We start from the raw sequence: 13695 nt of genomic DNA on the forward strand, positions 1-13695 counted from the left end.
ACCCGCGGGCTCGTCGCGGAGGCCCGCGGCCGGGGCGGCCGTCCGGGAGGGCGTTCACCGTCGTCGGCATCGGCAGGCGGCGCGGGCGCGTCGTGCTCCACACCGTCGACGGCGAGACCGTCGCCGACAGCGTCGTGATCGCCACCGGCCACGGCGCCGGTCTCGTCCCGGGCGCCACCGGGATCGAGCAGCGCCGCGTCGTGCTGAGCTGGTTCGGGGTGCGCGACCCCGCCCGGTTCGCGCCCGCGGTCTTCCCTCCCGGGATCCACACCGCGGCACCGGTGCACTCGTTCTTCCCCGCCGTCGACGGCGCCACCGTCAAGATCAACCACCAGCAGCCGCAGCCCCGCGTCCACTCGCCGGCCGACCACCATCCGCTGGTCGAGGCCGGCTACACCCGGACTGGGCCGGTGCGGTCGCCGCCCGCCTCGCCGGGATGTCCGACCGGCCCGCCCGGCTGGAGTCCTACGTCGAGGGCTACACCCCGACCCGCCGCGGCATCGTCGCGCTCGCCCGGGGGAGCCGCGCACCGTCGTCCTCGGCGGGTTCTCCGGCCAGGGCTTCAAGTACGCCCCGGCCGTCGGCGAGCTCGTCGCCGACCTGGTGCGGACCGGCCGGTCCGGGTCGCCGGCGTTCGCCCCGGCGCTCGCGGTCGGGGGCTGAGCGGCCCGCTTCCCCGGACCCGCCCCGGGGTGCGATCGTGGGTGCCGTGCGAGCGCAGCTGATCTCCCGTGCCGACCTCGACTTCCTGCTCCACGACTGGCTGCGGGTGGTCGAGCTCTGCGACCGCGAGCGCTACGCCGAGCACGACCGCGACACCATCGACGCCGTCGTCGACCTCGCCGCGCAGGTCGCGACCGAGCACTTCGCGCCGCACCGCAAGATCTCCGACACCCGCGAGCCCGAGTTCGACGGCGAGCGCGTCACCCTCCCCGACGAGGTCCGCGCCGCGCTGAAGGTGCTGGGCGACACAGGGATCGTCGGCGCCGGGCTCGACGCGCGGGTGGGCGGCATGGCGCTGCCGGCCGTCGTCGTCCAGGCCTGCTTCGTCTGGCTGCACGCCGGCAACGTCGCCACCGCCGCCTACCCGATGCTCACCGTCGCCGCGGCCAACCTGCTGCTCACCCACGGCAGCTCAGAACAGGTGCAGACCTGGGTGCGCCCGATGGTGGAGGGCCGCTACTTCGGCACGATGTGCCTGTCCGAGCCGCAGGCCGGGTCGTCGCTGGCGGACGTCACCACCCGGGCCGAGCCCCGCGACGACGGCACGCACCGGATCACCGGCACCAAGATGTGGATCTCCGGCGGCGAGCACGAGCTGGGGGAGAACATCGTCCACCTGGTGCTGGCGAAGATCCCCGGCGGACCGGCCGGGGTGAAGGGCATCTCGCTGTTCGTGGTGCCCCGGGTGCTGGAGAACGGCGAACGCAACGACGTCGCCCTCGCCGGGCTGAACCACAAGATGGGCTACCGCGGCACCGTCAACACCGTGCTGAACTTCGGCGAGGGCCGCGCCACGCCGGGTGGCGAGGCGGGCGCCGTCGGCTACCTGGTGGGGGAGCCGCACACCGGCCTCGCCCAGATGTTCCACATGATGAACGAGGCCCGGGTCGGGGTCGGGGCGGGAGCCACCGCACTCGGCTACGCCGGCTACCTGCTGGCCCTCGAGCACGCCCGCACCCGCACCCAGGGCCGCCCGGCCGGCGCGAAGGACCCGGCGAGCCCGCAGGTCCCGCTCGTCGCCCACACCGACGTGCGCCGGATGCTGCTCGCGAGCAAGTCCTACGTGGAGGGTGCGCTCGCGCTGAACCTGTACTGCGGGCGGCTCCTCGACGAGGAGCGCACCGCAGGCACCGAGCAGGAGCGACGCCGGGCGCACCTGCTGCTGGACGTGCTGACCCCGGTCGTGAAGAGCTGGCCGTCGCAGTGGTGCCTGCACGCCAACGACCTCGCGATCCAGATCCACGGCGGCTACGGCTACACCCGCGACCACGACGTCGAGCAGCTCTACCGGGACAACCGGCTCAACCCGATCCACGAGGGCACCCACGGCATCCAGGGCCTGGACCTGCTGGGGCGCAAGGTCGTGATGCAGGGGGGTGCCGGGCTGACGCTGCTGCGGGAGACGATCGGGGAGACCGTGGCGCGGGGCCGTGCGGCGGGCGGGGAGCTCGCCGCGCACGCCGACGCCGTCGCCGCGGCCGCGGACCGGGTCGTCGAGGTCACCGGGACCGTGCACGGCCAGGACGACCCGGCGCTCGCCGTCGCGCACTCCTCGGTCTACCTGGAGGCGGTCGGGCACGTCGTGCTCGCCTGGATCTGGCTGGAGCAGGCGCTCGCCGCCGAGGGCCGCGACGGCGACCTGTACGACGGCAAGCGCGCCGCCGCGCGCTACTTCGTGCGCCACGAGCTGCCCCGCACCGGACCGCAGCTGGACCTGCTCGCGTCGCTGGACCGGACCACCCTCGACGTCCGCGACGCCTGGCTCTGACCCGGCGCCGCCTCAGCCGGGGAACACCGGGACGCACGTCCCGGTGGCCCGGCCGTCGGGGTGCAGCAGCCACCCCATCCGCTTGCGGGTCCGCAGGATCACCGAGGTGTCCACGATCTGCGCCTGCGGCAGCGACCGCTCCAGCGCCGACTGCATTCCCACCAGCTCGCCCAGCGAGTGCGTCCAGGCGGTGAGCAGCAGGTTCTCCGGCCCGGTGAGCGACAGGCACAGCCGCACCCGCGGGTCGGTCCGGACCCGGCGCACCGCGGCCTCGACCGCGGCGGTCGGCAGCCGGATCCACCACGTCACGCAGATGGGCCACCGGGTCAGCAGCTGTGCGACCTCGCAGCGGAACACCAGCGCCCGCGAGCGCACCAGCGCCGACAGCTGCCGGCGCACCGTCGACGCCGGCCGCCCGACCCGGGCCGCGAGCTCCGCGGCGCTCTCCCGCCCGTCGGCGCACAGCTCCCGCACCAGCGGCGCGTACACCGGACCCCGCAGGTCGACGCCGCCCGCCTGCGGTGTGGTGTCCGCCCGGCGCAGCGCGCGCACGGCCGCGACCTGCCGGGCGTCGAGCGCGTCGAGCCGCCACCGGCTGCCCTCCCGGTGCACCCGCGACGCCAGGTGCGTGCGCACCGACGCGACCCCGGCGACCCGCCCGATCCGGTCCAGCACCAGCCCGGACAGCTCCGTGAACGACGCCGCGTTCACCGTCAGCAGCAGGTCCCGGCCGCGGGCGGCGTACTCGATGGTCATCACCGACGGCTCGGAGTCCAGCGCCGCGGCGACCCCCGCGAGCCGCCCCGGGGCGCAGTCCACCTCGACCAGCGCCACCTGCATGGCGTCCTCGCCGACCACCGGGTAGCAGCTGATCCACGCGTGCCCGGACCCCTGCAGGCGGGCCCAGCGCCGGGCGAGTGTCACCGGCGCGGCGTCGAGCACCGGGCCGAGCCCGGCCCAGCTCGCGCGCGGGTGCAGCTGCAGCGCGTGGACGAGCGCGAAGTCGTCCTCGGACAGCGGATGGCGGTCGGTTCCGTCCACGGGGCCCCCGATCCGGATCGGATCGGTCGATGTTACGTGCCGTAACGCGCGGGCTCCGAGACTCGGGCAGGACCTCCGGCGGGCAGCGTGGCCCTCCGGTACGACCCGAGGGGACGCTTGTGGATCTTCGTGACGACGCCCGGTCGCTGCAGCCGGACCTGGCGCACCTGCGCCGGGAGCTGCACCGCGACCCCGAGGTCGGCCTGACCCTGCCCCGGACCCGCGACCGCGTCCTCGACGCACTGGCGGGACTCCCGCTGGAGATCACCGGGGGGACCACGACGACGTCGGTCACCGCGGTCCTGCGCGGCACCGCCCCGGGCGGCGGCGCGGACGCCCCGGTGGTCCTGCTGCGCGGCGACATGGACGGCCTCCCGGTCACGGAGAACTCCGGCGAGGACTTCGCGGCGCGGACCGGCACCATGCACGCCTGCGGCCACGACCTGCACACCGCGGCGCTGGCCGGGGCCGCGCGGCTGCTCAGCGCCCACCGCGACCACCTCGCCGGCGACGTCGTGTTCATGTTCCAGCCTGGCGAGGAGGGCTTCGACGGCGCCGGCCACATGCTCGCCGAGGGTGTCCTGACCGCGGCCGGGCGGCGCGCCGACCACGCCTACGGCCTGCACGTGTTCGCCAACCGGATGCCCGCCGGGCTGGTCACGACCCGACCCGGGGTGTTCCTGTCCGCCTCGCACGCGCTCGACGTCGTCGTGCACGGGGCGGGTGGCCACGGCTCCAACCCGCACACCGCCCGGGACCCGATCGCCGCGGCCGCGGAGATGATCACCGCACTGCAGACGATGGTGACCCGCCGCTTCGACATGTTCGACCCGGTCGTGCTGACCGTCGGCGTCGTCGCCGCCGGCACCCGGCGCAATGTCATCCCCGACACGGCCCGCTTCGAGGCCACCGTGCGCAGCTTCTCCGACGTCCACGCCGCGACGCTGCCGGTGCTGGTCCGCGAGGTCTGCGACGGTGTCGCCGCCGCCCACGGCGTCCGCGCCGAGGTCGTCTGGACCGACGAGTACCCGCGCACCGTCAACGACGCCGACGAGGCCGCGTTCGCCGCCGGGGTGTGCGCCGAGCTGCTCGGCGAGGACCGGTTCCGGCTCGCCCCGAACCCGGTCAGCGGCTCCGAGGACTTCTCCCGGGTGCTCGCCGCCGTCCCCGGTGCGTTCCTCGGGATGGGCGCCTGCCCACCCGGCGCCGACCCCGACACCGCGCCGATGAACCACTCGCCGCTCGCCCGCTTCGACGACGGCGTCCTCGCCGACGCGACCGCGCTGTACGCCGCGCTCGCCACCACCCGCCTCGCCCCGGCCGCGGGGGTGGCGGCATGACCGAGCGCACCGAGCGGCGTCGCACGATCCTCGGGATCGGCGCCGGCAACGCCATGGAGTGGTTCGACTGGAACGTCTACGCGACGTTCTCGGCGTTCTTCGCCCCGCAGTTCTTCGCCGGCGACGACACCGGCACCGCCCTGCTCAAGACGCTCGCGGTGTTCGCCGTCGGGTTCGTCGCCCGCCCGTTCGGCGGCTTCCTGTTCGGCTGGATCGCCGATCGCCGCGGCCGGAAGCTGTCGATGGCGCTGTGCGTGGCGACCGCCGCGGTGGGCAGCCTGGTGATCGGGCTCGTCCCGACCCACGCCGTCATCGGCATCGCCGCACCGGTCGTGCTGGTCCTGGCCCGGCTGGCGCAGGGCCTCGCGCACGGGGGCGAGCTGCCCGCCGCACAGACCTACCTCGCCGAGATGGCCCCGCCCGCCCGGCGCGGGCTGTGGTCGAGCCTCATCTACTTCTCCGGCACCGCGGGCATCCTGGTCGGGACGGTGCTCGGAGCCGTCCTGTCGAGCGTGCTCACCCGCGAGGAGATGGCCGCCTACGGCTGGCGGGTGCCGTTCGTCCTGGGCGGGCTGTTCGGGCTGTACGCGCTGGTCATGCGGCTGCGGATGCGTGAGTCCGACACCTACTCCCGAGAGGAGGAGGCCCGCACCGCGACGCCCGGCCGCCCGTCGCTGTGGCGCCAGGTCCTGGCCCGGCCGAAGGCGCTGGCCCGGGTGGTGTTCCTGACCAGCGGCCTGACCGTCGTCTACTACGTCTGGTCGGTCGCGGCCCCGGCGTACGCCATCACCGCGCGCGGGGTGGACCCGGCGGCGGCGCTGTGGGCCGGTGCCGGCGCGCTGGCGGTGTTCATGGTGCTGCTGCCGCTGTGGGGCGCGGCCTCGGACCGGTTCGGCCGCCGCCGCACCCTGCTCGTGCCCGGCGCGGTGCTCGTCCTGGCGCTGTTCCCGCTCGACGCGATGATCCACGACGGGCCGACGCTGTTCGTCGCGATGACCGTCGCGCTCGCGCTGATCGGGGCGGGCTGCGCCGTCGGACCCGCCCTCTACGCCGAGATGTTCCCGACCGGGGTGCGCGCCGCCGGGCTCGGCGTGCCGTACTCGATCTCCGTCGCGCTGTTCGGCGGGACCGCGCCCTACCTGCAGACGCTGTTCGCCGAGATCGGCAGGCCCGGCCTGTTCCTCGGCTACGCGATCGCGCTGCTGCTGGTGTCCGGGCTGACGGTGTACCTGCTGCCCGAGACCCGGGGGATCGACCTCGCGACCGCCGGCCTCGACGGGGCCGAGCAACCCGCGCACGCGACCACCCCACCGGTGCGGTGACGGTCCCGGACGGAGGTACGGGTCACGCTGCGTACCTCCGTCCGGCGGGAAGAACGCGGCGAACGGGCGCGTTGCTCCCACCTGTGCGGGGGACGGGTGTGTGGCTGGTGAGCCGGCGGGTGATCGACCTGTGCCGCCGCCCCGCGACGGGCTGTCCGGGCTCCCGATGGCCCACGTCCGTCCGCACACCTCCTGGAGGATCCCCGTGTCACTCGCCGTCCGTGCCGCACGCGCCTGGCAGCGCCCGCGCGTGTTCGCACTGCTCACCGTCGCCGGGCTCGTCCTCGGCGCCCTGCTCGGGCTGACCGCTCGGGTCACCGGCTCCACCGGGCTGGCGTCCACGCTGGACACCGTCGGCGGCCTGTTCACCGGGCTGCTGCAGTTCACCGTCGCGCCGCTGGTGTTCCTCGCGATCGTCGTCGGCATCGTCAGCCTGCGTGACCTCGGCGGCGGCCGCACCGCGGCCCGGCTCGGCGGGCGCACCGTCGCGTGGTTCGCCGGGACCTCCCTGGTCGCGGTGCTGATCGGCATCACGATCGGGCTGATCGGGCGGCCCGGCGAGGGCGTCACGATCGCCGCCGACCCGGCCGACGTCGAGGCCGTGGGCGCGAAGACCGCGGGCTCGTGGGAGGCGCTGCTGTCGAACCTCGTCCCGGACAACCCGGTCGCCGCGTTCGCCGCGGACAACGTGCTGCAGGTCGTCGTCGCGGCGCTGCTGGTCGGTGCCGCCGCCTACGCGCTGGGGGAGAAGGCCGAGCCGTTCGTCGCGTTCTCCCGCTCCGCCTTCGAGATCGTCCTGACGATCATCCGCTGGATCGTCGTGCTCGCCCCGATCGGCGTGCTCGGCCTGATCGGCAACGCGTTCGCCACCTACGGCAGCGGTGTCGTCGGGTCCCTGGCCGGGCTGATCGTCACCGTCTACCTCGGCTGCGCGATCGTCCTGTTCGGCGTCTACCCGCTGCTGCTCAAGGTCGTGGCCGGCATCGGGCCGCGCCGCTTCTTCGGCACTACCTGGCCGGTGCTGCAGTTCGCCTTCGTGTCCCGCTCGTCCGGCGCCGCCCTGCCGATGTCCCGGCAGGCCGCGATCGACCTCGGCGTGGACCGCAACTACGCCGGGTTCGCCGTCCCGCTGGCCACCACCACCAAGATGGACGGCTGCGCCGCGGTCTACCCGGCGCTCGCGACGATCTTCATCGCGCACGTCTCCGGGGTGCAGCTCGCGGCGTGGCAGTACCTGGTGATCGTCGCCGTCGCCGTGTTCGGGGCGCTGGCCACCGCCGGGACGACCGGCTGGTTCACCATGCTGACCCTGACCCTCGCCGCGGTCGGGATGCCGCCCGCGGTGATCGCGGCCGGGATCGCGGTCGTGATCGGTATCGACCCGATCCTCGACATGATGCGCACCGCCACCAACGTCGCCGGGCAGATCACCGTGCCGACGCTCGTCGCGGCGCAGGAGGGGATCCTCGGGCGCGACGCCGCCGATCCCATCGACGCCACCGAGGACACCGACCCCACCGAGGCCACCGCCTCCGGCGAGGGTGCGACGGCCGACCGGGTGTCGGCCACCTCCGCCTGACCCCGGTCGCGCACCGGTCCGACGCGCCCGGGCCGCGCGCCGCCGGTCCGGAATCGATCAGTACCTCGGCGCTGCCCCGGCGCGCCCCGGCAGCGCCGAGGTACTGATCGACAGGGGCGTGCCGGCCGGGGCAGCTCCGTGGTCGGCGTGACCCGGGTCGCACCGCCCCGTGGCAGTCAACACTGACTGTTTCCTGCTACCGTCGTGGCGAGTCGACGGCCCCGTCCGGGCGCCGTCCACCGTCGCGAAGGAGCGAACACCGTGCGAGACGCAGTCATCGTCGAGGCCGTACGCAGCCCGGTCGGCAAGCGCAAGGGCGGCCTGGCGGACGTCCACCCCACCGACCTCTCCGCGCACGTGCTGCGCAGCCTGGTGGAGCGGTCCGGCGTGGACCCGGCCCACATCGACGACGTCATCTGGGGCTGCGTGTCCCAGGTCGGCGAGCAGACCTTCGACATCGGCCGCAACGCCGCGCTGGCCGCCGGGTTCCCCGAGACCGTCACCGGTGTGACCGTGGACCGGCAGTGCGGGTCGAGTCAGCAGTCGGTGCACTTCGCCGCGGCCGGGTTGATCGCGGGCCAGTACGACGTCGCCGTCGCCGGTGGTGTCGAGTCGATGACCCGTGTCCCGATGTTCTCCTCCAGCCAGGGGCAGGACCCGCTGGGCTCGGACTTCGCCGCGCGTTACGGGGTGGCCCCCAACCAGGGCGTGGGCGCGGAGATGATCGCCGAGAAGTGGGGCTTCTCCCGTACCCGGCTCGACGAGTTCGCGCTGCTGTCGCACGAGCGTGCCGCGCAGGCGCAGGACGACGGCCGCTTCGAGGGCCAGATCGCACCCATCGCGGGCGTTTCGGCCGATGAGGGCATCCGCCGGGGCGGCACCCTGGAGGGCCTGGCCCAGCTCAAGACGGTGTTCAAGGACGCCGACCAGGGTGGGGTGATCCACGCGGGGAACTCCTCGCAGATCTCCGACGGCTCGGCCGCGTTGCTGATGACCACCAGCGAGAAGGCCACGGAGCTGGGTCTGACCCCGATCGCGCGGGTGCACACCGCGGTGCTGGCCGGTGCCGACCCGGTCATCATGCTGACCGCGCCGATCCCCGCGACGCAGAAGGCACTCACGCGGTCGGGTCTGTCGCTGGAGGAGATCGGTGCGTTCGAGGTCAACGAGGCCTTCGCCCCGGTGCCCCTGGCCTGGCTGGCCGACATCGCCGGTGAGGACACCTCGGTCGCCGAGCGGCTCAACCCCAACGGCGGCGCGATCGCACTCGGTCACCCGCTGGGCGGTTCCGGCGCGCGGATCATGACCACCCTGATCCACCACATGCGCGACAACGGCATCCGTTACGGCCTGCAGACCATGTGCGAGGGCGGCGGCCAGGCCAACGCCACCATCCTCGAGCTCCTCTGACACCCGCTCCCCACCCGGAAGGAAACAGACAGAACATGGACATCAACGGTTCCGTCGCCGTCGTCACCGGCGGTGCGTCCGGCCTGGGCCTCGCCACCACGGAGAAGTTCGTGGAGCTCGGCGCCAAGGTCCTGATCATCGACCTGCCGTCATCGCAGGGCGAGGCCGTCGCCGACAAGCTGGGCGAGAACGTCCGCTTCGTCGCCGCCGACGTCACCAACGAGGAGCAGGTCTCGGCCGCCCTCGACGCCGCCGAGGAGCTCGGCACCGTCCGCGTCGCGGTCAACTGCGCCGGCATCGGCAACGGCATCAAGACCTACGGCAAGACCGGCCCGTTCCCGCTGGCCGACTTCACCAAGGTCGTCAACGTGAACCTGATCGGCACGTTCAACGTGATCCGGCTGGCGGCCGAGCGCATCGCCAAGGCCGAGCACGTCGACGGCGACCGCGGCGTCATCATCAACACCGCCTCGGTGGCGGCGTTCGAGGGCCAGATCGGGCAGGCCGCCTACTCGGCGTCCAAGGGCGGCATCGTCGGCATGACCCTGCCGATCGCCCGTGACCTGGCGAGCATCGGCATCCGGGTGAACACCATCGCCCCCGGCCTGTTCGAGACCCCGCTGCTGGCCGGGCTGCCCGAGGACGTCAAGACCTCGCTGGGCAAGCAGGTCCCGCACCCGTCGCGGCTGGGCCAGCCGACCGAGTACGGCAAGCTCGCCGCCCACATCGTCGAGAACCCGATGCTCAACGGCGAGACGATCCGCCTCGACGGCGCGATCCGGATGCAGCCGCGCTAACCACCACCACCCGAGGGGAGGCGGCGCCGTGAAGCGCACGCTCTACGAGTCCGACCACGAGGACTTCCGGGAGGCGTTCCGCGCCTTCGTCGAGAAGGAGATCGTCCCGCACGAGGCGCAGTGGGAACGCGACGGCGCCGTCGCGCGGGAGCTGTTCACCACCGCCGGTGCGAACGGCTTCCTGGGCATCGACGCACCGGAGGAGTTCGGCGGCGGCGGGGTCAAGGACTTCCGCTTCAACGCCGTCATCAGCGAGGAGCTGCTGCGCGTCGGCGCCGCCGGGTCCGGCCTGGGCCTGACCCTGCACAACGACATCGTGCTGCCCTACCTGCTCACCTACTGCACCGAGGAGCAGAAGCAGCGCTGGCTGCCGGGCGTCGTCAGCGGCGAGACGATCCTCGCCATCGCCATGACCGAGCCGGGCATCGGCTCGGACCTGGCGTCGATGTCGACGACCGCGATCCGCGACGGCGACCACTACGTCGTCAACGGCGCGAAGACCTTCATCACCAACGGGATCAACGCCGACCTGATCGTCGTCGCGGTGAAGACCGACCCGTCGCAGAAGCACAAGGGCATGAGCCTGCTGGTGCTCGAGCGCGGGATGGAGGGCTTCGAGCGGGGCCGCAACCTCGACAAGCTGGGGATGCACGCCCAGGACACCGCGGAGCTGTCCTTCACCGACGTGAAGGTCCCGGTGGAGAACCTCCTCGGGCCCGAGGAGGGGAAGGGCTTCGTCCAGCTGGTCGAGAAGCTGCCCCAGGAGCGGCTGTCGATCGCGATCGCCGGTGCCGCGGCGGCCCGGGCGGTGCTGAACGGGACCCTGGCCTACGTCAAGGAGCGCAAGGCCTTCGGCTCGCCGGTGGGGTCGTTCCAGAACTCCAAGTTCGCCCTCGCCGAGATGGACACCGAGATCGACCTCGCCGAGCACTACGTCGACGACTGCGTCCGCGCGCTCAACGCGGGCGAGCTCACCGCGGTCGACGCCTCGAAGGCGAAGTACTGGTGCACCGAGCTGCAGGGCCGGGTCGCCGACCGCTGCCTCCAGCTGCACGGCGGCTACGGCTACATGAGCGAGTACCCGGTCTCCAAGGCCTACGCCGACGCCCGCATCACCCGGATCTACGGCGGCACCACCGAGATCATGAAGGAGGTGATCGGCCGGGGTCTGGGACTCTGAGCCGATGACCGACAGGCGATCATGAGCACATCATGAACACCGAACCCACCCCGGTGGTCAGGAGCCGGGCGCAGCGGTCCTCGGACAGCCGCGCCCGGATCCTGGACGCCGCCGTCGCCTGCCTCATCGACGGCGGCTACTCCGGATCCACGACCCTGACCATCCAGTCGGCCGCCGACGTCTCGCGTGGTCGGCTGCTGCACCACTTCCCCAGCCGGGACCGGCTGCTGGTCGCGGCGGCGCAGCACCTCGCGGTCAAACGCGTCGCCGACACCGAGGAACGCGTCCGCCGGGTGCTCGACGCCGACCAGGTCGGCCTGTTCGAACGCGCCGACCGGGTCATCGAGCTGCTGTGGGAGAGCTTCTCCGAGCCGCACTTCTGGGCGGCGGTGGAGCTGTGGACCGCGGCCCGGTCCAACTCCGAGATCGCCGAGGCGCTGCGTCCCGAGGAGAAGCGGCTCGGTGCGGCGATCCGCGCGTCGATGGCCCGCATGTTCGGCGACGAGCTGGCGGGCCGCCCGCGGTTCAAGCAGCTGCGCGACCTGCTGCTCACCTCGATGCGGGGGACCGCGCTGACCTACACCTTCGACCCGCGCGACCCCGCGGGCGACGCGATGCTGCCCCAGTGGAAGGACCTGGCGCGGGTGCTGCTCGGGCCGTGACCCGGTGACCCGGCGCCTCAGGTGCCGAAGCTCAGCCCGAACGGCGGCGTCGCGCCCTCGGCGACGACCGGCGGTGCCGGGCGCCGGACCGCGACCCGGTCGCGGCCCGCGTGCTTGGCCTCGTAGAGCGCGGCGTCCGCGGCGGCCAGCAGGCCGTCGAGGTCCGTGCCGTGGTCGGGCGTCGTCGCGACCCCGACCGACACCGACAGCCCGGTGACCGGCCCGGCGGTCGCGGTGTCGACCTGCAGCGCGCGCACGCCCCGCCGGATCCGCTCGGCGACCTCGCGGGCGCGGTCGGCCGGGCTGTCGTCGGCACGCATCCCGCCGAGCGCGACCACGAACTCCTCGCCGCCGAACCGGCCGGCCAGGTCGTGGTCGCGGACCTCGGCGGTGAGGACGTCGGCGACGGCCTGGAGCACGTCGTCGCCCGCCAGGTGGCCGTGCTGGTCGTTGACCGCCTTGAAGTGGTCGAGGTCGAGGATCAGCACCGCGGCGGCCCGGTCGGTACGCGTGTCGCGCTCGAGCATCTGACGGCTGCGCCAGCGCCAGGCCGCCGGGTTGAGCAGCCCGGTCTTGGCGTCGGTGTCGACCTGCGCCTCCAGCTGGCGCACCAGGGTGGTCTGCTCGACGACGAGCAGCGGCAGCACCGCGAGCAACGCGAACCAGGGGGAGGTGTTGGCGAGCACGACCGCGACCAGCCCGCCGATCGACAGCGTCGCCAGCTCCAGGCCGATATCGCCGCCCAGCAGGATCGCGAGGAACCGCGAGCCCGGCGCGGTCAGCCGCAGCACCGACACGACCAGGAGCGTGTTCACCGTCGTGTAGGCGACCAGCGCGGCCAGCACCAGCGCCGCGTTCTGCGGGGTCGCCAGCGCCCCGGCCCGGCCGTCGACCAGCGCGAGCAGCCCCGCGACGGCGTGCACGGCGAGCAGCACCGTGGCCGCGCTGTAGATCTGGCGGTGCGGCGGCGTGCCGCTCGGGCGGGCCACCCGCAGGTAGAGGTGCAGGTAGATGACGGCGACGACGACCGTCGCGAGCCCCGGCGGCAGCAGCAGCGCGGCCGCGAAGGTCCACACCGAGGTCATGTTGATGTAGCGGGTCGCGGCGATCCGGCGCCGCAGGCGCTCGGCGTTGACCGACAGCTCGGTGTGCACCGCGGCCACCAGCACCAGCAGCCCGCAGAGCAGCACGTCGGTCCGCACCGGCGGGTCCCCGGTGAGCAGACCCGCGACGACCGCGGCCACCGCGGCGGTCTCCACGACCAGGACCAGCAGCAGCGGGCGCACCGGCAGGCCGAGCAGCGACCGGGCGTCCGGCGCACGACGGCGGCGCCCGGCCGGACGCGGTGCCACCGGGCCAGAGGTCACGTCGCCTGCCTGTTCGTCGGCTGCGTCAGGGGATGGACCGAGGCTACCCGCGGGTAAGGCAAGCCTTTGCCGTTCGTGCCCGGGTGGCCGGAATCCGCGCCGAACGGCCCGGAACCGACGGCGAACGCCTCAGGTTTACGTTAAATCGTGACGGAGCGTTGTCCGTCGCTTACTCTGGCCACGTCATCACTCGATCGTGGAGCACGCCGTGCGTCCTCACGTGCGGAGCGCAACGGCGTCCGTTCCGGGACGGGGAGAAGCACTCCGGTCGAGGGGGGATCGCTCGTGCGCAACTGGGACTGGTGAACCGTCATCGGCGCCGCGCGGGACGTTCGGTCGTCCCGCGCGGCGCCGCCGTTCCGCGCCGTTCCGCGCCGTCGCGCGGCCGGGGTCGCCACCGGCCGGCGCGCTCACGCCCCGAGTGGCCGGAGAGGCCCTCTCATCAGATCTGATGACGCGCGGTCGGGGCATGCGACACCCTCGTGCGGCGGTGCGTGCACCGTTGC

Annotated in this window: 11 protein-coding genes; 8 read left to right on the forward strand and 3 right to left on the reverse strand. The window is 73.5% G+C overall.

The window, feature by feature from the left end; genetic code table 11:
- The coding region (locus KPL60_RS03400; protein ID WP_226364871.1) for a hypothetical protein at positions 1-316 on the reverse strand (316 nt) is incomplete at its 3' end.
- Between the two features lie 393 nt (positions 317-709).
- Here KPL60_RS03400 and KPL60_RS03405 point away from each other — a divergent pair.
- Positions 710-2491, forward strand: coding sequence for an acyl-CoA dehydrogenase (locus KPL60_RS03405; protein ID WP_226364502.1), 1782 nt, complete (start codon positions 710-712; stop codon positions 2489-2491).
- A gap of 12 nt (positions 2492-2503) precedes the next feature.
- Here the strand turns inward: KPL60_RS03405 and KPL60_RS03410 are convergent, their stop codons facing one another.
- On the reverse strand, positions 2504-3532 hold the full coding sequence (locus KPL60_RS03410; protein ID WP_226364501.1) for an Lrp/AsnC family transcriptional regulator: 1029 nt from the start codon (positions 3530-3532) through the stop codon (positions 2504-2506).
- Between the two features lie 119 nt (positions 3533-3651).
- Here KPL60_RS03410 and KPL60_RS03415 point away from each other — a divergent pair, with 119 nt between their 5' ends.
- The 7 genes from KPL60_RS03415 to KPL60_RS03445 all read left to right on the forward strand — a co-directional run bounded on the left by KPL60_RS03415 (position 3652) and on the right by KPL60_RS03445 (position 11822).
- Positions 3652-4872, forward strand: a complete 1221-nt coding sequence (locus KPL60_RS03415; RefSeq protein WP_226364500.1) for a M20 family metallopeptidase — start codon at positions 3652-3654, stop codon at positions 4870-4872.
- The gene (locus KPL60_RS03420; protein WP_226357542.1) at positions 4869-6194 is read left to right on the forward strand and encodes an MFS transporter; all 1326 of its coding nucleotides are present in this window, start codon (positions 4869-4871) and stop codon (positions 6192-6194) included. The genes KPL60_RS03415 and KPL60_RS03420 overlap by 4 nt, the downstream gene beginning before the upstream one ends.
- Before the next feature lie 205 nt (positions 6195-6399).
- On the forward strand, positions 6400-7773 hold the full coding sequence (locus tag KPL60_RS03425; RefSeq protein ID WP_226364499.1) for a dicarboxylate/amino acid:cation symporter: 1374 nt from the start codon (positions 6400-6402) through the stop codon (positions 7771-7773).
- A gap of 261 nt (positions 7774-8034) precedes the next feature.
- Complete coding sequence (locus KPL60_RS03430) at positions 8035-9183, forward strand: acetyl-CoA C-acyltransferase (RefSeq protein ID WP_226364498.1); 1149 nt, start codon at positions 8035-8037, stop codon at positions 9181-9183.
- Positions 9184-9218: 35 nt separating this feature from the next.
- A complete protein-coding gene (locus KPL60_RS03435; RefSeq protein ID WP_226357539.1) occupies positions 9219-9980 on the forward strand; it encodes a 3-hydroxyacyl-CoA dehydrogenase in 762 nt (253 codons plus the stop codon).
- Positions 9981-10008: 28 nt separating this feature from the next.
- Positions 10009-11160, forward strand: coding sequence for an acyl-CoA dehydrogenase family protein (locus KPL60_RS03440; RefSeq protein WP_226357538.1), 1152 nt, complete (start codon positions 10009-10011; stop codon positions 11158-11160).
- A 32-nt stretch (positions 11161-11192) separates the two neighbouring features.
- Positions 11193-11822, forward strand: coding sequence for a TetR/AcrR family transcriptional regulator (locus KPL60_RS03445; protein WP_179762537.1), 630 nt, complete (start codon positions 11193-11195; stop codon positions 11820-11822).
- 17 nt (positions 11823-11839) lie between these two features.
- Here the strand turns inward: KPL60_RS03445 and KPL60_RS03450 are convergent, their stop codons facing one another.
- Positions 11840-13174, reverse strand: coding sequence for a GGDEF domain-containing protein (locus KPL60_RS03450; protein ID WP_226364872.1), 1335 nt, complete (start codon positions 13172-13174; stop codon positions 11840-11842).
- Positions 13175-13695 lie beyond the last annotated feature (521 nt).

The organism is Pseudonocardia sp. ICBG162 (genome assembly GCF_020496225.1).
Lineage (GTDB): Bacteria > Actinomycetota > Actinomycetes > Mycobacteriales > Pseudonocardiaceae > Pseudonocardia > Pseudonocardia alni.

Bases quoted from the DNA above. Each gene is read 5' to 3' on its own strand.
- KPL60_RS03420 (WP_226357542.1), top strand. From the start codon at position 4,869: ATGACCGAGCGCACCGAGCGGCGTCGCACGATCCTCGGGATCGGCGCC.
- KPL60_RS03435 (WP_226357539.1), top strand. From the start codon at position 9,219: ATGGACATCAACGGTTCCGTCGCCGTCGTCACCGGCGGTGCGTCCGGC.
- KPL60_RS03445 (WP_179762537.1), top strand. From the start codon at position 11,193: ATGAACACCGAACCCACCCCGGTGGTCAGGAGCCGGGCGCAGCGGTCC.